General features: G+C 65.6%; 15 protein-coding genes. 5 read left to right on the top strand and 10 right to left on the bottom strand.

Translation table 11 applies throughout. The features are described from left to right. Positions 1–5 precede the first annotated feature (5 nt). Positions 6–206: a hypothetical protein gene (locus QOZ81_RS06945; protein WP_291199573.1), complete on the top strand. Its 201-nt coding sequence runs from the start codon at positions 6–8 to the stop codon at positions 204–206. A 60-nt stretch (positions 207–266) separates the two neighbouring features. On the opposite strand, the gene pilQ is transcribed toward QOZ81_RS06945, so the two are convergent. The 7 genes from pilQ to QOZ81_RS06910 form a co-directional block, all read right to left on the bottom strand. Next, positions 267–2,303, bottom strand: a complete 2,037-nt coding sequence (gene pilQ / locus QOZ81_RS06940; RefSeq protein ID WP_291199576.1) for a type IV pilus secretin PilQ — start codon at positions 2,301–2,303, stop codon at positions 267–269. Continuing rightward, positions 2,300–2,746: a hypothetical protein gene (locus QOZ81_RS06935; RefSeq protein ID WP_291199579.1), complete on the bottom strand. Its 447-nt coding sequence runs from the start codon at positions 2,744–2,746 to the stop codon at positions 2,300–2,302. Before QOZ81_RS06935 ends, pilQ begins: the two co-directional genes overlap by 4 nt. Positions 2,747–2,755: 9 nt before the next feature. Then, entirely contained in the window at positions 2,756–3,364 is a 609-nt protein-coding gene (locus QOZ81_RS06930) for a type 4a pilus biogenesis protein PilO (protein WP_291199583.1), read from the bottom strand. Between the two features lie 8 nt (positions 3,365–3,372). Then, on the bottom strand, positions 3,373–3,972 hold the full coding sequence (locus QOZ81_RS06925) for a PilN domain-containing protein (RefSeq protein WP_291199586.1): 600 nt from the start codon (positions 3,970–3,972) through the stop codon (positions 3,373–3,375). After that, positions 3,969–5,051, bottom strand: coding sequence for a type IV pilus assembly protein PilM (pilM, locus tag QOZ81_RS06920; RefSeq protein ID WP_291199589.1), 1,083 nt, complete (start codon positions 5,049–5,051; stop codon positions 3,969–3,971). Before pilM ends, QOZ81_RS06925 begins: the two co-directional genes overlap by 4 nt. 79 nt (positions 5,052–5,130) lie before the next feature. Then, positions 5,131–5,898 carry a Stp1/IreP family PP2C-type Ser/Thr phosphatase gene (locus QOZ81_RS06915; protein ID WP_291199593.1) on the bottom strand — a complete coding sequence of 256 codons (768 nt, stop codon included), beginning with the start codon at positions 5,896–5,898 and terminating at the stop codon, positions 5,131–5,133. 2 nt (positions 5,899–5,900) lie between these two features. Next, the gene (locus QOZ81_RS06910; protein ID WP_291199596.1) at positions 5,901–6,632 is read right to left on the bottom strand and encodes a DnaJ domain-containing protein; all 732 of its coding nucleotides are present in this window, start codon (positions 6,630–6,632) and stop codon (positions 5,901–5,903) included. A 210-nt stretch (positions 6,633–6,842) separates the two neighbouring features. On the opposite strand from QOZ81_RS06910, the gene gatA reads away from it, so the two are divergent. Both gatA and QOZ81_RS06900 read left to right on the top strand, forming a co-directional pair. Beyond that, complete coding sequence (gene gatA, locus QOZ81_RS06905) at positions 6,843–8,300, top strand: Asp-tRNA(Asn)/Glu-tRNA(Gln) amidotransferase subunit GatA (protein WP_291199599.1); 1,458 nt, start codon at positions 6,843–6,845, stop codon at positions 8,298–8,300. A 9-nt stretch (positions 8,301–8,309) separates the two neighbouring features. After that, the gene (locus QOZ81_RS06900; protein ID WP_291199602.1) at positions 8,310–9,632 is read left to right on the top strand and encodes a dihydrolipoamide acetyltransferase family protein; all 1,323 of its coding nucleotides are present in this window, start codon (positions 8,310–8,312) and stop codon (positions 9,630–9,632) included. 229 nt (positions 9,633–9,861) lie between these two features. Here QOZ81_RS06900 and QOZ81_RS06895 read toward each other — a convergent pair whose 3' ends face one another. Together QOZ81_RS06895 and QOZ81_RS06890 are read right to left on the bottom strand one after the other, a co-directional pair. Further along, a complete protein-coding gene (locus QOZ81_RS06895) occupies positions 9,862–11,235 on the bottom strand; it encodes a replicative DNA helicase (RefSeq protein WP_291199605.1) in 1,374 nt (457 codons plus the stop codon). A gap of 13 nt (positions 11,236–11,248) precedes the next feature. Beyond that, positions 11,249–14,449 carry a hypothetical protein gene (locus tag QOZ81_RS06890; RefSeq protein WP_291199608.1) on the bottom strand — a complete coding sequence of 1,067 codons (3,201 nt, stop codon included), beginning with the start codon at positions 14,447–14,449 and terminating at the stop codon, positions 11,249–11,251. Between the two features lie 186 nt (positions 14,450–14,635). Here QOZ81_RS06890 and QOZ81_RS06885 point away from each other — a divergent pair, with 186 nt between their 5' ends. Next, positions 14,636–15,205: a SanA/YdcF family protein gene (locus QOZ81_RS06885; protein WP_291199611.1), complete on the top strand. Its 570-nt coding sequence runs from the start codon at positions 14,636–14,638 to the stop codon at positions 15,203–15,205. After that, on the top strand, positions 15,202–16,341 hold the full coding sequence (locus QOZ81_RS06880; RefSeq protein ID WP_291199614.1) for a thiolase family protein: 1,140 nt from the start codon (positions 15,202–15,204) through the stop codon (positions 16,339–16,341). Before QOZ81_RS06885 ends, QOZ81_RS06880 begins: the two co-directional genes overlap by 4 nt. Here QOZ81_RS06880 and QOZ81_RS06875 read toward each other — a convergent pair. Then, the gene (locus tag QOZ81_RS06875; protein ID WP_300715367.1) at positions 16,338–18,968 is read right to left on the bottom strand and encodes an AMP-binding protein; all 2,631 of its coding nucleotides are present in this window, start codon (positions 18,966–18,968) and stop codon (positions 16,338–16,340) included. The two genes, QOZ81_RS06880 and QOZ81_RS06875, sit on opposite strands and share 4 nt — an antisense overlap. Positions 18,969–18,989: the final 21 nt, after the last annotated feature.

Here is an 18,989-nt window from a genome sequence, read left to right as displayed (position 1 = left end):
CCAGCATGGCCGCCATCTCCTGCACCCACTGCGGCGCCGACCTGACCGCACCCCAGAGCGTCCGCATCGCCGAATACCACTTCGGCCGGATGGAAAAGGTCGACGAAGATCCCGGCTTCAAGTACCACTTCGAGCAGGCCGACAACTTCACCATCCTGTGCAACAGCTGCAAGCGCCTGGTGCGGACCCTGCCGATCGCCAAGTAGCTTCTTCCCCATCATGAGAAACGGCCCCGTTCGGGGCCGTTTCTCTGTGGGCGGGTGAGACTACTGGCGCAACACGCGGGGCGTGATGAAGATCAGCAATTCCACGTTCTGGTCCTGCTTGGTGTCGTTCCGGAAGAGGAAGCCGATGAGGGGGATCTTCGACAGGAAGGGCACGCCGGTCGTCCCCGTTGAAGTGCTGGTGATGTAGACACCGCCCAGCACGGCAGTGCCGCCATCCCTGACCAGGACCTGAGTCTCGATGGCCTTGCGGAGGATGGTCGGCGTGCCTTGCACCGTCCGGGTGAAATCGGCCTCCGCCTTCTCAATCTTCAGATCCATGATGATCGTGCCTTCGCTGGTGATCTGCGGCGTCACATCCAGCTGGAGGTTCGCGTCGATGAAGGCCACCGTGATGGCACCGCCCTGGGCACCGCCCTGCTGAGTCGGGTAGGGAATCTTCTGGCCACTGAGGATGGTGGCCTTCTTGTTGTTCTGGGTGACAACCTTGGGGGAGGAGACGATCTTGAGCGTGCCATCCTTCTCCATGGCCTGCAGGACCGCGTTGATGCTGAAGCGGTTGCTGAGGAAGGAGAGCCACAGTTCGCCCGCCGGAGCGGTGATGGAGGTGGCGCCGTCCTTGCCAGGAGACCAGGCGATGGAGGCATCCTGCCCGGAAGCTGGGCGGTTGAAGCCCTGGACGCCATTCCAGAAGGGTGAGGAGCTTCCCACCCAGGGTGTGCCCGTGGAGGTCGAACCGCTGGTGATGGCGACCGATCCGTTGTTGGACTGGGGCCACTTGACGCCGAATTCCCGCTGCCAGTTCTTGTTGGCCTCCACCACGCGGGCCTCGATCTGGACCTGCTGGATCTGGACGTCCAGGGTCTGGAGCAGGTCGTCGATGACGGAGATGTTGCGGGGGAGATCCGTGATGATCAGGGTGTTGGTGCGGTCGTCCAGGATCGCGGAGCCACGCTTCGTGAGCATGTCCTTGAGGATCTTCTGGACCTCCGAAACCTTCGCATAGGAGAGGGGGCGCGTGATGGTCTGGAGCTCGCCGGCCAGGGCCTTGGTCTCATCCAGCTTCTTGCGCTCTTCCTCTTCCTTCTGGAGCTTGTCGACCTTGGCGACCCGCAGCACGCCGTTCTGGATCTCCTTGCCGAGCCCCGCATTCTTCAGGACCACATCCAGGACCTGGTCCCAGGGGGTGTCCGTGAACTTGAAGCCGAAGTTGCCCTGCACGTCAGGGTCCATGACCAGGTTGAGCTTGCCGGTATCGGCCAGGATCCGGAGGAAGTCGCGGATTTCGGTGTTCTGGAGGTCGATGGTGATCTTGGAACCGGAATACTTGGTAAGGCCCTCGCCGAGGGTCCGCCCGCCGGCCCGGCTGGGAGCCGGCGCCTGGGCATGGGGCTTCTCGGCCTCGGGGGTCTGGACGGCCTCGGGGCTCGCGACGGGCAGCGCGGTCGAGACCGCAAGCTGGGGCAGCAGCTGGAACGATCCGCCCACTGCGGGCAGCGCGGCCAGGGGGCGGGGCGCGGCCTTCTCGGGCAGCGGAGCGATGGCCGCGGCGGGAGCCGTCGTCATGGCAGCGAGCTCCACTGCGGCCGCAGGGAGGAGGATCGGCTGGATGGCCCCGTCGAAACGGGCCTGGACACGGCCTTCACCCGGCGTCAGGTGGAGCTGCACCCCTTCGGGGCTGGATCCGACCAGGACCTGGGTCCCGGGAGCGACTTCCAGGACCAGGCGGGTCACCGGCTTGGGATCCGTGGCGAACTGGGCGAGGCGGGTCTTCAGGATCAGGGGGTGAGCCAGCTGGGCAAGGTCCTTCCGGGTGACCGTGGTGCCACGATCCACGCCATGAAGGTCCAGTACCACCCGGTGGGGATTGGCCAGGACCTGCACTCCGGGCTGGGAGGTCATCCCGGTCACCCTGAGGAACACCTTGGCACCTGGACCGTCGGCTTCCATGGACGTGGACACCAGGACGGCCTTCCGCGCCGCGGCTTCAAGAGCAGGTGACGCGTGGAGGGACCCGGTGTGGATCCCCGCCAGGACCACGCCCCCTGCAACCAGCAAGGAACTCAGGCGAGCATTCATCGTTTACCCTCCTCACGCTTGAACGTCTTCGTGATGGTTCGGAATATGGAACGGTTGGTGGTATTCAATTCCCACTGATGGAAGGTCACGGCCTTGTCAGTGATGGCGGTGATCTCGCCGTCTTTGAACCGGTGTCCGACGGGAAGCCAGCGGACATTTCCCCGGCTGTCGGAGACGATTGCGAAATTCTTGCCATCCTTCTTGATCATCCCCTTCACGGCGATGTCATCGAGGACGTCCAGGGCATCCGCAGGCCGCTCATCTCTCGGAGCAGAGAAGGGGTCACGCTGAATGGCCGGCTTGTAGGGGGTCGCCTTGATGAGGGCCACATCCTCGATCGGGGCCGCCTGAGCGGGCGCCGGGGCAGGTGCCGGCTTGGCAGGTGCCTGGGCCAGGAGCGCGACGGCTGACAGGAGCGGAAGGGCGAGAAGTCGACAGGTCATGGTGGAACCTCAATCCTCTTTGGCGCCGGCCTTGGGGGCGGCGGCGACCGGCTTCTTCACGGGGTCAGCCGGAGGGGGCTCGGGATTGTAGATGAAGGCACTGATGGTGCACTTGACGGAAGCAGGGTAGACACTGCGGTTATCGGTTTTCCGGGTGAACTCGATGTTCGAGATGTTGATGATCTTGTCGTATCCGGAAACCAGCGATGCGAACTGGCCGAAGGAATGGAACCCCACGCGGAATTCGAATTCCACCGGCTTCTCGGTGTAGTAGGAATCCCTGCGCTCAGGCTTGAGCGAGAAGGACACCTGGTCGATGCCCGCATCGTCGGCGATCTTCTTGATGCGGTAGGGGATCTCGCCGTAGTCCGTCTCGGAAGGCATGATCTTGATCAGTTCCTCGATCCGCTTGTCCTGCTTGGCGACCTCTTCGCGCAGCTTCTCGTAGCTGGCCTTGAGCAGCTTGCCCTTGTCCACCTCAGCCTGGAGGATCTTCACGCTTTCGTTCGTGGCTTCGAGGTCGGAGCGCTTGCCGCCGAGGAGGAAGTAGACCAATCCGGCCAGGACGATGCCGACCAGCGCACCCACACCAATTTGTTTCTGAAGTTGGGGATTCATGGCCTACCTCAGACGGCGTTCTGGAGTTCGAAGGAGATGGTGAATTCGAAGGCCCCGCTGGTGCCGCGCTTGGCACCGGGATAATTGATCTTCTTGAACCACCGGGTCCGGGACTGGAGGTTCCCGTAGAAGGCGTTGATGGACTCGAAGTTCCGGCCCTCTCCTTCGATGGTGATGATCATTCCCTTCTGGGCGATCTTCTTGAACCAGACGTCGTCCGGAAGGCTGTTGGCCAGTTCCTCGATGAAATGCACCGGCAGGGCCTGCTGGCGCTTCAGGGCGGTCATGACCTCTTCCTTCTTCTGCAGCGCTTCCTTCTTCTCCCGGTATTTCTTCTCCTGGGCGATGTAGGGCTCGTACACCTTCTTGTCGCGGTCGAGGTCGGCCTTCTTCTTCTCGGCCTTGGTGGCCTCACTGTTCAGCCAGAGGTAGTAGACGCCCCCGAGGGCCGCGAAAATGAGACCCACCACCACGCCGGCGATGGGCAGGCTGGCCCGGCTACCGCCCTCGCCCGTATACACCTGGACGGGTTCGGCCGAGGCCTTGTCACCGCCCTTTTTCGCCCCGGCCTGGGCCAGCGCATCACCGAGCAGGTTGATCTTGATCATCGGTCCCCCACTTGGCGCATGGCCAGCCCGACGACGACGGCGGCGCCGCCGCCGATCTCACGGACCGTCACGGGATCCTCGGTGCGACCATCGACTTCGATGAGCTGGAAGGGATTGAACCGGTCCACAGACACGCGGAGCCGATCGCTCAGCACATCCATCAGGCCGTGAATCATGGAGCCGCCGCCACAGACCAGCACCCGGTCGAGGCGGTCCACCTTGAAGCTGCTCTTGAAGAAGTCCAGGGTCCGCGTCAGCTCGTCGGCGAAGGCATCCGAGACCGCATTGATGGAGGGCTGCACTTCCTCGGGCTCCCGGCCCTCGGAAGCCTGGTTCCGCTTCAGACGCTCGGCGGCCTCGCGACTCACGCCCCAGTCCTCGGAGAGCTTCTCGGAATATCGGCCGCTTCCCCAGGCCATGTCCCGCCAGAACACGGACTTGCCCCCCACCATCATGGTGAGGTTGGTGAATGTCGCACCCATGTTCACCAGGGCGACGACCTCGTCCCGTCCGGCCCCCATCGTATTGATTTCATAGGCGTTCTGGACGGCAAAGACATCCACGTCCACGACCTTCGGGCTGCAGCCGGCCTGGGCCACGCAGCTGACGTAGGCTTCGAGCTTGTCTTTCCGACAGGCGACAAGGACCACATCCATGTTGCCTTCGCCGGCCCGCTCCTCGATCAGGTAGTAATCGAGGGCGTAGGAATCCAATCCCTGCCCGGCCGGGAAGAAGCTCTCGGCCTCCCAGCGGACGGATTCGGCCAATTCGGCTTGGCTCATCAGGGGAAATGTCACTTTTTTGACCATCACCTGCTGGCCTGACACGGAAATGGCCACTTCCTTGGCTTTGATTTTCTGTTCTGCGAGGGCCTGGCGGATAGCCGACGCCACAGCGTTGCTATCCATGATGTCGCCGTCCACGATGGCATCAGCCGGCAGAGCCACCTGCCCCAGTTTCTGGAGCCGATAGCGGATGTTGCTTCCCTTCCCCATCTGTTGAAGTTCACAGACTTTCACAGAGCTGGAACCAATATCCAAGCCGACAAGACTTTTGGTTTTGCTTCCGAAAAGACCCACCGGATGCCTCACTTGGAGAAATTAGGTAAAGGAAAGAGTACCGCCAGAATGGATTAGGTCAAGGTTAACTATGCTTGCGTTAGGCTTCCTCGGATTCCCAGCCCACCAGGACGGCTGTGATATTGTCCTCGCCTCCGTGTTCCCTGGCCGCTGAAATCAATGATTCAACAGCATGTTGGATATCATTGGATTGCTCCACGATGTCCCAGATCTGTTTGTCGCCGATCATTCCTGACAGGCCATCGGAGCAAAGCAAAAGTCGCTCCGATTTGGAAAGTTCCAGATCCTGCAGTTCCACATCCAGCTCCCCGCCATTGCCCAGGGCCTGGGTGATCACGTTCCGGAAGGGATGGACCCTCGCCTCGGAGGGGGTCAGGATCCCATTGGCCACCTGCTCGGCCACCCAGCTGTGGTCGCGGGTCACCTGACGGATGCCTTCCGGCCCGAGCACATAGGCGCGACTGTCCCCCACATGGGCCAGGGTGACCTTCGGACCATGGAAGAGGCCGGCCACCACGGTCGATCCCATGGTCTCCCGTTCGGGGTTGCGCCGGATGTCGTCGGCGATGGCCTGATCCGACAGGAGCAGCGCCACCTTCAACCGGTTGCCGTCGTAGGAAAGGGTTGGATCGTACTCCACGGGCCAGGTCCGATCCTTCTCGAGCGTCTCCCCGACGAAGCGGGCCACGGTCTCCACCACGATCTGGCTGGCGACTTCACCGGCGGCATGACCGCCCAGGCCATCGGCCACGATGAAGAGCCCCAGGCCCGGATCCGAAAGGAAACTGTCTTCGTTGTGTTTCCGGACACAACCCACATCGGTAACGCCCGCGGCGCGGATCCCCATGATCAACCCTTTCCCGTCAGTCGGCCCCACAGGTCCTTTAGTTGATCGAGGAGGCCCTTGGGCGGTGCAGATCCCTTGGCCTTCTGGCCCGGGGCGGGCCTCCCCTTGGCTCCCTGGCCACCTTTTGGCCCTTTGGGGGCCGGCATGCGCAGCTTCGGGTGATTGGGGGAGATCTCGCGGGCCGTCTGGAGGTGGCGCTGAGCCCGGGCCTCCATGCCCAGGGTCTGGAAATGGTGGGCAAGGCGGATGTGGCTGTCCACGTCGCGGGGCGCGAGGCGCACGGCCGTCTCGAGCGCCTTCACCACGGCGCGGAGATCCCCCCCTTCCCGCTCGAGGATGGAGGCGAGCAGGGAGTGATAGTGCGCCTTCTCATCGTCCAAGCGGATCGCGTAGTGGATGAGCGCGCGCGCCTGATCGACATTCCCCTCTTCGAAGGCAGCCTTCGCCAGGGAGGCCCAGTCTTCGGGGGTCCGTTCCTGCGCGGACTCGGGTTCCCGTTCCGCGGTGACGGGAGATTGGGGTTTCGGCATCTGCTGCTGCAGCCCCAGCCGTTTGGCCGGATCCTTTAGGATGCTGAATGCCTCGGCCAGTTCGCGGAACTTCGATTCGGCCTCCTCCTTCTCGGCCCCGACATAGCGATCCGGGTGCCAGCGCTTGGCAAGCCGGTGGTACGCGGCCTTGATGTCCTCGGGCGAGGCGTCGGGCGAAATTTCCAGGACATTGAAGGGATTCATGAGTTTCCAGGGAGGCAAGCCACCAGCGAACCGAACGGGATGGAAGGACAGGGCTTGAGCAGAGGATGGTAGCCTATTTCCATCCTGAGCGCAGTTCCTGAGCTTCGAAACGGGGGGGATTCGCTTCGTGAGATGGGCCGCGGGCCCCCGTCACGAGGCTGGCAGTGCCTCAGGCTCGATGGCACAGTAGAAGGCTCCGGAGGCGCAGGCATGGCGGCAGGCACGGCGGTGGATTGGCGCGAAGGCCTCGATGCCGGCGACGTGTCCTCCGAAATCCTGGTCAAGACAGCCTTCGAGCGCATCCGCAGGCTGGACCCGCTCCTCGGCGCGATCCTCGCCGTGAATGAAGAACGCAGCCTCCAGCTCGCCCGGGCCGCCGATGCGCGGCTGCGGGCCGGAGAACGCTCTCCCGTGCTGGGTCTGCCCATCGTGCTCAAGGACAACCTGAACTGGAGGGGGCTCCCGGTTTCCTGCGGCTCCCGGGTGCTCGACGGCTACATGACGCCGTACGACGCCACGGTCGTGGATCGCCTCCTCCAGGCCGGGGCGGTACCCGTGGCCAAGGCCAACATGGATGAGTTCGCCATGGGTTCCAGTGGCGAATACAGCGCCTTCGGGCCGGCCCGCAATCCCTGGGACACAACGCGGGTCCCCGGAGGCAGCAGCAGCGGTTCGGTGGTCGCCGTGGCAGCGGGCTATGCCCCCCTGGCTCTCGGAAGCGACACCGGGGGTTCCGTCCGCCTGCCGGCCAGCTTCTGCAATGTCACCGCCCTGCGCCCGACCTATGGCGTCCTGAGTCGATTCGGCCTGACGGCCATGGCCTCCAGCCTGGATCAGGTCGGGCCGATCGCCGCCACGGCCGCGGACCTGGCTCTGGCCCTGGGCGCCATGGTCGGCCGGGACCCCCTGGACAGCACATCTTCCGACCTTCCTGGCGCGGAACGCTTGGCCTCCTTCCGACCGAAGGACCTCAAGGGGCTCCGCATCGGACTCCCCAGGGAATACTTCGGGGATGGTCTGGAGGCTGGCGTGCGCAGCCTCCTCGAGGGGGCGCTGCGCGTGTACGCCGACCAGGGGGCCGAGATCCGGGAAGTGAGCCTTCCCCACACCCGGTACGCCATCGATACCTATTACCTAATCTGCACCAGCGAAGTCTCCAGCAACCTCAGCCGCTTCGATGGGGTCCGCTATGGTCACCGCGCCAAGGGCGGGAACCTGCGGGAGATGATCGCCGAGACCCGGGACGAGGGCCTGGGCGCCGAGGTCAAGCGCCGCATCCTGCTCGGGGCGTTCTGCCTTTCCAAGGGCTACTACGACGCCTTCTACCTCAAGGCCATGAAGGCCCGGACCCTCATCGCCAGGGACTTCGAGCAGGTCTTCGAGTCGGTGGACGTGCTTGCCACCCCGGTCAGCCCCGGGGTGGCCTTCCCTTTCGGAGTCAAGACAGAGGACCCCATGGCCATGTACCTCGCGGATGCCTTCACGGTGACCGCTCCCCTGGCTGGGCTACCCTGCCTGTCCATGCCCGCAGGATTCACCGCGGGGCTGCCGGCCGGCATCCAACTCATCGGACCCGCTTTCTCGGATGTCATGCTGCTTGAGACGGCCCACGCCTTCCAGCTGCTCACCACCCACCACCTCGAGATCCCCCCCCCCCTTTCCGCATAGGAGCGAACCATGGCCTTTGACGTCGTCATGCCCCAGATGGGCGAGAGCATCGCCGAAGCCACTGTGCTGAAGTGGCACAAGCAGGTGGGAGAGGCGATCGCCAAGGACGACACCCTCTACGAGATCAGCACGGACAAGGTGGACGCGGAGATCCCGGCTCCCGCCGCCGGCACCTTGCTGGAAATCCTCGTGGACGTGAACGTCACCGTTCCCGTGGGCACCGTGGTCGCCCGCATCGGCGATGCCTCGGAAAAGCCGGCGGGCGCCCCGGCTTTGCTCCCCCCGGCCACTCCGGTGGAACAGGTCGCAGCCGCAGCCATCATCCAGGCACCCCTGGAGGATGAGAACAGCCTCGAGGGCCGCCTGAAAGCCAAGAGCAGCCCCCTGGTCCGTGAGATGGCCAAACAGCATGGCGTGGATCTCGCGAAGGTCCAGGGAACCGGCCAAGCCGGTCGCGTCACCAAGGAGGACCTCGAGGCCTTCCTCGCCAAGAGCCCTGCAGCGCCGGCTCCGTCCATCGCCCCCGCCCTGCCGGCAGTCCATGACCCCTCCGCGCCGACCATGGGGATCACCCCGGCCCTGGCCGTCCCACCCACTCCCGTGGCCCCGGCCTTTGCACCAGGCGAGCGGGTCAAGGTCGAGCCCATGAGCCGCATGCGGAAGATCATCGCCGACGGCATGGTGGCCAGCAAGCGCACCTCGGCCCACGTCTACACGGTCTTCGAGATCGACATGACGCACGTGGCCCAGCTGCGCAACAAGCACAAGCAGGCCTTCGGATCCCAGTTCGGCACCAAGCTCAGCTTCATGCCCTTCGTGATGATGGCCGCCTGCAAGGCCCTGCGCGCCTATCCCGTGGCCAATGCCTCCGTGGACGGCGACAACATCGTCTACAAGCAGGACATCAACCTGGGCATCGCCGTGAGCCTGGACTGGGGCCTCATCGTGCCCGTGGTCAAGAACGCCGACATGATGAACCTGGGGGGCCTGGCCCGCAGCCTCAACGATCTGGCCGAGCGCGCCCGCACCAAGCAGTTGAAGCCCGACGAGATCAGCGGCGGTACCTTCACCATCACCAACCCCGGCGTCTACGGCGACACCTTCGGTTTGCCCATCATCAACCAGCCCCAGGTGGCCATCCAGGGCGTGGGCGCCATCGTGAAGCGTCCCGTGGTCATCACTGGCCCCGACGGCACCGACTTCATCGCCATCCGCCAGATGATGTTCAGCAGCCTGGGCTTCGATCACCGGATCATCGACGGCGCCACCGGCGACCTCTTCATGGCTTTTGTGAAGAAGGAGCTGGAGACTTCGACTTTCGGGTTGGAGTAGGACCTAAGCGTCGTCTCAAAGCCCGAAGGAGAAGTCTCGCGTATCGCCCCCGCCAGGGGGTGATACCGAGATGATGGAGCTGGAGACTTCGACCTTCGGGTTGGAGTAGGAGCTAAGCGTCGTCTCAAAGCCTGAAGGAGAGGTCTCGCGTATCGCCCCCGCCAGGGGGTGATACCGAGAAGAAGGAGCTGGAGACTTCGACTTTCGGCCTCGAATAGCCGCCGTTCTGCTATCCGTAGGATGCGGTTTCCCGCACCATCTCCCGGTACATGGCGTACTCGCCCTGGAAGTGCAGCTGGATGATGGCGGTGGGGCCGTTGCGGTGCTTGGCCACGATGAGTTCCGCCGATGGGTCCGGCTCCTCGGTGGCCGAGGGCATCATCTTCCGGTGGATGAAAGCCACCATGTCCGCGTCCTGCTCGATGGCGCCGGAATCCCGGAGGTCGCTGAGCTGGGGGCGCCCGCCGGTGCGGTGTTCGACCTCGCGGTTCAGCTGGGACAGCACCACCACGGGGATGCCGAAGTCCTTGGCCATGAGCTTGAGGCCACGGCTGATCTCGCCGATGCGGACGGCCTCGTTCTGCTTGGCGCCGCGGCTCCCCTCCGGGCTGCTGAGCAGCTGCAGGTAGTCTATGATGACGAACTCCACCCGCCGGTTGCTCTGGCTGCCCTGTTTCACGATCATGTTCTGGATCTGCGGCACCGTGATCGAGGCCCGATCGCAGATGAACAGGGGCATCTGGGTCAGCTCGTCCCGCGCCTTCATCACGTCGTTCATGCGGCCGGTGGCGCGACCGGATTGGAGGTCCTTCATGTTGGTCTGGCTCTTGGCGGCGAGCAGGCGCATGAAGACCTCCTCGTGGCTCATCTCCAGGCTGAAGAAAGCGCCACAATGCCCCGGGCGGCCATCCCGATCCTGGGCCGCCCGCAGGATCCAGTTCAGGGCCAGGGCGGTCTTGCCGATGCCCGGTCTCGCCGCCAGGACGATGAGGTTGCCAGGCTGGAAGCCCTGGGTGAGCTCATCGAAACGGGCGAATCCCACGCGTACACCCGGGGACAGACGACCCTCCATCCGGTCCGACAGCCGCTCCATCGTGTCATCGGCAACGGCCTGGATGCTGAGCAGGCCCCGGGCCTTGGCGTCGCCCTGAGCCAGGTGGAAGAGGCTCTGGGCCGTCTGGTCGACCAGCACTTCAGGCGCCTCGTCCTCTTCGGCGGCCTGGCGCACCAGCTGGGCGCCCAGATGCACCAGCCGCCGGAGCTTGGCCTTGCGACGGATCACGTCCGCCAGCACCTGGGGCCGCTCCACGTCCTCTCCCGCCAGGAGCTCGACCAGCCCAGGATAACCGCCCACTTTGTTCAGGCTGTCGTCCTGGTCCAGGGCATCCTTCAGGGTGAGGGAGTTGACCTCGACCTGGGCCTCGATGAGGGTCTTCAGGGCCCGGAACACCGCTCGGTGCGAAGGGTGGACGAAGTCCTCCTCGGCCAGCGTGAATACCGCCTCGCTGGCCACGAAACCGGCCCCGGGAGCACAGCAGGTCGCCAGGAAGGACCGCTCCGCGTCGATATCCTCCGGAAGCCGTTCCGGAAGCCAGTCCGCCATCACCACTCCCGAATCAGAGTCCTGGAGGAGTGTAGCCGCCGCCATCCACATCCACAAAGATGGGGTTGGTCACGGCAATGGGATAAATCCCCCGCATGATCTTGTTCCAGGGGGTGCCGACCCGGTAGGGCCCGGACTGGTTCCGCGCCACCCCGGCCTCGGCGACAAACCAGGCATCCTTGCCCGTGGGCATGGGCAGGTTGACCGTGGCGGTCCTGAGCCGGGGGTCCGTGGCGGAGGCCGTGAAACTGGCCAGGGGCACGGGAATGGGTGCCGAACCGTTCACTACGAGGCGCACTTCGTCCACGGGGACCCAGTCGGGGGCGTAGAGCGAGATGGTCACGGTCACTGTCGTGTTGGTGCCGGTGACGAGCCCGCCGGGCCCGATGGCACCCACCGACACGTCCAGCAGCGGCCCTGTGGAGGCGACGGCGGCGCCGGCGCGGAGAGCCGTCAGGACGGGGTCCAGGGCGGTCTGACTGAGCGTGGTGGAAGGAGCGAGCTTCAGGTAGGTTCGGGCCAGCCCCACAGGGGTGTCCAGGCTGTAGCGGGCCGCGGACAACCCGAGCCCCTTCGTGAAGGCCGCGGGGGTCTGCTGGTTCAGGATGGCGAACCAGTCATTCCGGACGGTGCTGAATTCGGCGTACCAGACTGAGGGGTCCACGGGATCGCAGCCTTCGGCCCGCAGCAATTCGAGGGCGTCGAAGTCGCCCACCCGCTTCCCGAGAGAAGAGGGACCGGTCTGGGTCCACCAGGCGTTGACGCCCGTTCCGAGCGGCACGGTCCGGTCGAATCCGCGCACGGTGAACAGACCCTTCGCACCTCTGGGTTGATGGATGACGGTATAGCCACCCTCGGCCTGGGTGATGAACTCCGCCAGGTTCCAGCCCTTGGAGGGTCGGGCCCCGCCATTGCGGTCGGTGTTGGGCGCGGGCGTGAAGAGCGCCGTTACGAAACCGTCCCCGAGGGATGCGCTGCGGGCGCCCACCACGAAGGGATCCAATCCAAGGGGTACGCGCTGGGCGTCGGTCACGGCGGCAATGTCGATCTCGGCCCTGAACTCCGTCCGCAGGGCGGTGGGATCCGTGAGGACATCCTCCTCCGTGCGGGCCACCACCTGGATGCCTTCTGCCACCGAGGAACTCAGCAGTTCGCCGGGATTGAAACCTCCGGTCGTCACCTGGGTCGGAGCCGGAACATCGAAGCTGGTCCAATCGGTCGGCAGGGTGGGAGGGCTCACCACAAAGCCGTGGGCGATGTTCTGTTGACCATCGAAGGCCTTGACTGGCAATGAATCGAGGTGGGACATGGGGCCGCGTGTGGCGTAGGCCAGATAGTCACCAGGCGGGAAGAACATGACAGCCGTCGCGGCGGTGGATCCGAATGCGGTGCCGAAAATCTGATTCCCGGCAGTGTATTGATAGGCCCCGTAATTCCGTCCGACCCCGAACTTCGATTTATAGATTTCGCTGTAGCTGCTTGAGAGTCCCCGAATCCTCTGCATCTTGGGATCCGCAACCCCCACCCCCAGGAAGGTGATCCGCAACGGAGTGAGGCCTGCATATTCAAGCGTCCCAGATTGCCTCGCGGAGAACCCGTGGGCGGTTTGCTTGTACTTTATGATATTCCCGGCCGCATCAAGCACCTCCCCACGCTCCGGGCTAATGGCTTCAGCCAGACGCCAAAGCTGTGTCTTGGAGAGAGTGATGGGAGTAGGGAGGATGAACCTCGTGGTATCGCTCGCATTGGTGCCGAAATAGAGCGGGTCGCTCACCTGGTTGGCATTGCGGGCGGTGATGCGGTACGGGAAGGAGAAAGTAGGATCGGTAGGGTAGATCACCGGAAGGAACATCCCAATGGCATCCTGACCAGCTGGTATGTCCGTCGGCTCCCGCCAGTCGACACGTTCCAACTGCCAATTGTTGGGGTTTCTCGTGGGATTGGTCGGGTCTGTGGGGTCGAATTTGGGCGGGTTGTTGGGATCGACCGTAGGGTCCTTCTTCCAGTCGTAGGTGTATCTCTCGAACTTGATCTCGGTCTGGAGGGGGCCGTTGCGAAGGGCGGTTCCGAAGGCGCTATAGGCGAGGTAGCCCACATCTTCGTTGCGGAAGCCCGCCCGGGCCTGGGTCATCAGACTGAATACGGCGGTCCCCTGCGCGGGCGCGACCGTGGAATAACTCGGTCCGCCCAGGATGTAGAGGCGGCGACGATAGGTGATGGGTTCTCCAGCGCCCAATCCGGCTTTTGCGGGGCTGCCAACGACCAGGCGGGCCGGGAATTGCGGCCGGCATTCTGTCAGGGCATGCTGGGGATCGGATGCCACCAGCGCCGAGCCTTCATCGTTGAGAGGAAGGATGCCGAGAGAGGCGTGGAAATCCTCCGTATTCCCGGCCGACTCGGCCCCCATGAGCGCCACCATGGAGGCGTGGACGCTGGTGTGCAGGGGGTCGGCGAAATCGGATCCCGGGATTTCGACGCCCCAGGTGTTGATCGGGGTCGTGCCATCGAAGGCAAACTTCGCGGGCACGTTGAAGCGGAATCCGCCTCCGCGCTGGGACAGGAAGTCGCCCACGCTCTGCACGGGCAGGGTCGTCCCGCTGGCTGGCGTCAGGGTCGTCTCCAGGGTAAAGAAAAGCTCCCCCTTGTTGAGGGTGATCCTGTGGAGCACGGAGACTCCAGCCACGCGTCCCTGCAGGTCCGTGACCACGCCGAGTTTCCCCTTGGGGTCCAGCAGGTAGCCCTGCATGTCGAGGTGGACTGAATTGACGTCGGTGCCCGGGACGTACCGGTCGAACACCAGGGGCAGGTCGGGATCCTGGTTGGCCACCGGGCCGAGGCGCTCAAGCAGGTCCGTGGGCATCGACACTCGGTGGAAGCTCTGGTCCAGGGCGATGGAGCCCACATCGAGCACGGCCCCGCCCGAGGCGGCCCCGAACTGGCCCTCCCGGTCGCCGAAGGCTGCCCCATCGACGGCCAACTGGATGGAGTCATTGCCCAGGTAGAAATCGCCAGGTCCTGCCGTCGCCTTCAGGCCCAGAATTCGGTCACCACCGATGGCGGGGATTTCCTCCACGGCCACGGCGGGACGGGCCACACCGGTGGCCCTGAAGCACCCCATCCCTCCGGCCGAGACCAGCAGGGCGAGGGGCACCAGGATCCGTCGATGGAGCGGACGGAGGTCCCGGAGGGGGGTGGCAGCGGAAGCAGGGCTCATGTTCATCAATCGATCTCGCAGGAAGCGGAGGTCCATGGGTCTGGGCGGACGAAAGGTCTATGCTAACTCACGATGCCGATCTCCGCCTTCCTTCATCGCTGCTGGCAACGCCGGTGGCCCCTGATCCTGGTCCCGACGCTGGCCCTCCTGGGAGATTTGCTGTGGACCCTGGGAAGGTTCCCCACCATGCATCGCCTCCAGATCTTCCCCGCAGACCGCATGCCCGTGGTGGGTGGGGCGGTCCTGGTGCTCGGGGCCGGTGTCTACGGCGATGGGGAACCCACGTCGATCCTGGAGGGCCGGCTCCGGACGGCCCTGGACCTCTACCGGAGTGGCCGGGTGCGGTGGTTCCTGGTCTCCGGCGACAACCGCCACCCCACCTACAACGAACCCCAGGCCATGCGGCGCTGGCTGGTCAAGCAAGGCGTTCCACCCACCCACATCGTCAGCGACTACGCGGGGCTGCGCACCTGGGACAGCCTGCGGCGGGCCCAGGTGGTGTTCGGACAGCGTCAGGTCGTGATCGTGACGTCGGATTTCCACCTGCCGAGGGCCTTGTATTTGGCGGATCACATGGGGCTCATGGCCTGGGGCGTCCCCGCCAGGACGGACGACCGCCCCTGGGCTTCCAGGTTCCGGTTCTGGACCCGGGAATACATCGCGCGGCATCTGGCCCTGTGGGACGCCTGGTTCCCCCCGGACGCCCGGCTCGGCCCCCGGGAACCCACCCCGGACGACTGGGATCCCGTCCGATGAAGGGAGCGCGCGATGGGGTCATCCTCGAGGCCCGGAGGCTGCCTCAGGGGCGCTACGGGGGAACCCTCGCCGGCCTCGGCGCGACCAGCCTCGGACTGACCGTGGTGGAGGGAATTACCGGGAACGCCGCCCTCCCGCAACCCCGCAGCCTGCTGTGGGGCATGGCCCGCAGCCACACCCAGGGCATGAACCCGGCCCGGACCCTGGCCCTGAAGGCTGGATTGCCCCACGACACCCCCGCCTTCACCCTCAACATGGCCTGCGGCTCCAGCCTCCAGGCCCTCATCCTCGGAGTCCAGCGCCTGGCGGGCGACGGCAATCCCGTGCTGGTCGGCGGGAGTGAGGCCATGTCCGACACGCCCCATCTGGTCCCGGGGCTCCGCTGGGGCTTCCGCATGGGCCACCGCCAGCTTCCGGACGTGATGCACCAGGACGGCCTCCGCTGCCCCGTCACGGGCCTGCTGATGGGAGAGACCATCGAGCTGCTGGCCAGGAAACGCGGCATCACGCGCCTGGACGCAGACACCTGGGCCGCGGAGAGCCACCGTCGCGCCCGGCTCGGAGACACGCGCGCCGAGCGCCTGCCGCACCCCAAGCTCGATCACGACGAGTGCATCCGCTCAGAGGTCTCGGAGGCCTCGCTGGCCCGTCTGGCACCTGCCTTCGACCCCGCCGGCCAAGTCACGCCGGGCAATGCCTCGGCCCTCTCCGACGGCGCCGCGGCGCTTCTGCTGGCCCGCCGGGAGCAGGCGGGCGATGCCAGGCCCCTCGCCCGGATCCTGGGCTGGAGCGAAGCGGGCGTGGATCCCCTGGACATGGGCGAGGCCCCCGTACCAGCCGTTCAGCGCCTGCTCACCGACCATGGGATGACAGTGGGCGACATCGATCTATGGGAGCTGAACGAGGCCTTCTCCGCCCAATTGCTCGTCTGCCAGCGACAGCTCTCGATTCCAGCCGAGCGGTTGAACGTGGCGGGCGGCGGCGTGGCCCTGGGCCACCCCATCGGTGCCACCGGCGCTCGCATCGTCTGCACACTGGTCCACCAGCTGCGGCAGCGCGGCGGCGGGCTGGGCATCGCCACCCTCGGCATCGGAGGGGGGCTGGGGCTGGCTCTGCTGATCGAAACCGAAGCCTAGACTGCCGCCTCGGCCAGCAGAGCCTTCAGCGCCCGGTAGTCGGTCTTGCCGGTGCCCAGGGTGGGGATCTGATCGACCTGGCGGACCACCCGGATGTTGTGCAGTGAGGAGAGCCCGGCGGCCCGGATAGCCGCATTGGCTTCATCCCGGGCGATGCCGGACACCGAGAAGAGGATCAAGTCGGGATTCAGCTCCTCCGCCGAGGACTCGACCGCCAGCAACGGCTCCGTCTCCTCCTCCCCCTGGAAGCGCCGGGACAGGGCCTCCTCGATGGCCGGCAGGGAAACCATCTCGCCGCCGAGCTTCACGAAGCGCTTCAGGCGTCCCGAGAACACGAGCACACCGCGGTCCTGGAAGACGAGGTCACCCGTGCGATACCACTGGCGCCCCTCGAAGGTCTCGAACGGTGATTCCACATCCGGGTTGAGGTAGCCGGAAAAAATGCTGGGTCCGCGCACCAGGAGCATGCCAGGCTGCCCGGGTTCGACCCTCCGGCCGGACTCCAGATCGACGATGGCCCACTCCACGGAAAGCAGCGGTTTCCCGATGGTGCCGGTCCGGGGATCATCGTCCCGATTCACTGCCACCACGGGAGAGCATTCCGTGATGCCATAGCCTTCCAGCACGGTGGTCTTCGGCCACCGCCGCGCCAGGGTGGCGTAGACCTGCTCGGGGCACTTCTCCGCGCCGGACACGACGATGCGCAGGGACTCCAGGTGCCGGTCCTCGGCCATGCGGAGGATGCCCCCCAGGAAGGTGGGCGTGCCGACCAGCAGCGTCGCATGGTAAGCCTCGATGAGGCGGGCCAGCATCCGGCCCTCCGTGGGATTGGGGTGGTAGACCACGCGCAGTCCCACCAGGAGCGGCAGGATGGTCGTGGTGGTCAGGCCGAAGGCGTGGAAGGGCGGCAGGCAGCCCATCACCCGCTCGTCCTCGCGGAAGTTCAGGGCCTGGGCCGAGTCCCGGATGTTGGCCAGGATGTTCCCGTGGCTCAGCGGCACAGCCTTGGGCAGGCTCTCGCTGCCGCTGGTGAAGAGCACCGCAGCGGTCTCCGGGGGCTTGGCGGCCAGGAGGGAGACCCAATTGAACCGGGCCCGGAAGGCCGCGGCCAGCTTGGTCGGCAGGGTGATCTTCTTGCCAACCTCATCCAGCAGCAGCAGGCGGCCCTTGACGGCCCCGAGATCGACCCCCTGCGCATCCAGCCGGTTCACGAGCGTGGAGACCGTGATGACGTGCTTGACACCCACCAGGTCCAGCCCGTAGCCCATGCTCCTGGCACCGGCGGTCCAGTTCACCAGCACCGGCGTCTTCCCGGCGAAGAGCAGGGCCAGGTAGAGGATGCTGGCGCCGCCCGAGGCGGGCAGCATCAGCCCCACGTGGGAGCCATCCAGGGTCTCGAAGATGGGCTTCAGGACCATGATGGCGGTGATGACGTCGCGGTAGGTCTTCACCCCGCCGGTCTGGTCCGCAAGCACCACGCGGCGGGGATCCCGCCTGGCCTGCTTGAGGAACACTTCCGGAATGGTGTCGCCGTCCGGCATCTCGATGGGGAGGTCCGTGCGGGAGTGGAACCAGGCGTGGGGAACGGCCTTGAGCTCGCCCTGTCGCAAAGAAACGGCGGCCCCGGTGGCGGCCAGCATCACGTCGGAGACGCTCTGGAGCGAGGCCGGATCGCTGCAGGCGTACCCGTAGGCCCGCTGGATCCAGAGCTCCAGTTCCCGATGGCCCAGGGCGTCCAAGCCGAGATCCCGGACCAGCGAGTGGGGTTCCTGGATGTCGGCTTGGCCCGTCACGGCCTGAAGGTGCCGGCGCACGGCATCCCGCACGGTCGGCGGCACGTTGCGGGGATTGCCTTCGACCCGGGGCCTCGGCGGTTCCGGCAGGGTGCGGGGGGCATGGTCCTTCCACACCAGGTAGGGCACGAAGGTCCGGGGCGTGGCCTCCCGGTTCAGGCGGGCTTCCAGGGCCTGATTCAGGGAGGCGCGCCCCTCTTCGACCGGCAATCCGAACACCTCCTCCAGGACCAGCCGGACTTCCCGGCGGGGCATGAAGAAGACGCCGTTGGCGAAGAGGTAGCCAAGACTCTTGACCAGTTCAAGCCCCAACGCGGGCCGGCGCCCCGAGGCGGCGCTGAGCCGGCTGCCCCAGAGGCCCTGGAGCCGGACGATGACCACCCTTGTTCCGGGCGCCTGCCGAAGGATGGAGTTCACCACGCTGTTGTCGGACAGGTCCTCGGTCTTCTGGCGGGCCAGGCGCCCCCCGGGAAACAGCAGCAGGTTCTGTCCGGAATCGAGACACCCGGCCAGGGAGGTCAGTTCGCGGTCCAGGACCTCACGGCAGCGATCCCCATGCGTGACGGGATCGGGCAGAGCCCTTGCACCCATCAGGCGCGCCAACCACCTCAGGGGCGCCGGTGCGGCGTGATCCCGCCCGGCAACCAGGGTGGGAGCATACCGATGGTGCAGCTCGGAGCTGAGGAGGAAGGGGTCCACCAGGGTCGGATGGCTGGCCAGAAAGAGGATGCCCTTCCCGCCCCCGCAGGGGGGTGGGTCGCCGCCCTCCCGGTGGATTCGGTAGCGCAGCCGCAACAGCGGCCGACCCAGGGCTCGGATCAGGAATGCAATCATCGGGAATCAGGACCTGCCTAC

This window comes from Geothrix sp. (assembly GCF_030219325.1).
GTDB lineage: Bacteria > Acidobacteriota > Holophagae > Holophagales > Holophagaceae > Geothrix.
Note: the sequence above shows the minus strand (reverse complement) of the source record. Positions and strands in the feature narration are given on the sequence as shown.

Coding starts and splice junctions, on each gene's coding strand:
- QOZ81_RS06945 (WP_291199573.1), top strand. CDS start 6: ATGGCCGCCATCTCCTGCACCCACTGCGGCGCCGACCTGACCGCACCC.
- QOZ81_RS06890 (WP_291199608.1), bottom strand. CDS start 14,449: ATGAGCCCTGCTTCCGCTGCCACCCCCCTCCGGGACCTCCGTCCGCTC.
- gatA (WP_291199599.1), top strand. CDS start 6,843: ATGGCGGCAGGCACGGCGGTGGATTGGCGCGAAGGCCTCGATGCCGGC.
- QOZ81_RS06875 (WP_300715367.1), bottom strand. CDS start 18,968: ATGATTGCATTCCTGATCCGAGCCCTGGGTCGGCCGCTGTTGCGGCTG.
- QOZ81_RS06935 (WP_291199579.1), bottom strand. CDS start 2,746: ATGACCTGTCGACTTCTCGCCCTTCCGCTCCTGTCAGCCGTCGCGCTC.
- pilQ (WP_291199576.1), bottom strand. CDS start 2,303: ATGAATGCTCGCCTGAGTTCCTTGCTGGTTGCAGGGGGCGTGGTCCTG.
- QOZ81_RS06930 (WP_291199583.1), bottom strand. CDS start 3,364: ATGAATCCCCAACTTCAGAAACAAATTGGTGTGGGTGCGCTGGTCGGC.
- QOZ81_RS06880 (WP_291199614.1), top strand. CDS start 15,202: ATGAAGGGAGCGCGCGATGGGGTCATCCTCGAGGCCCGGAGGCTGCCT.
- QOZ81_RS06925 (WP_291199586.1), bottom strand. CDS start 3,972: ATGATCAAGATCAACCTGCTCGGTGATGCGCTGGCCCAGGCCGGGGCG.
- QOZ81_RS06895 (WP_291199605.1), bottom strand. CDS start 11,235: ATGGCGGACTGGCTTCCGGAACGGCTTCCGGAGGATATCGACGCGGAG.
- QOZ81_RS06915 (WP_291199593.1), bottom strand. CDS start 5,898: ATGGGGATCCGCGCCGCGGGCGTTACCGATGTGGGTTGTGTCCGGAAA.
- QOZ81_RS06900 (WP_291199602.1), top strand. CDS start 8,310: ATGGCCTTTGACGTCGTCATGCCCCAGATGGGCGAGAGCATCGCCGAA.
- QOZ81_RS06885 (WP_291199611.1), top strand. CDS start 14,636: ATGCATCGCCTCCAGATCTTCCCCGCAGACCGCATGCCCGTGGTGGGT.
- QOZ81_RS06910 (WP_291199596.1), bottom strand. CDS start 6,632: ATGAATCCCTTCAATGTCCTGGAAATTTCGCCCGACGCCTCGCCCGAG.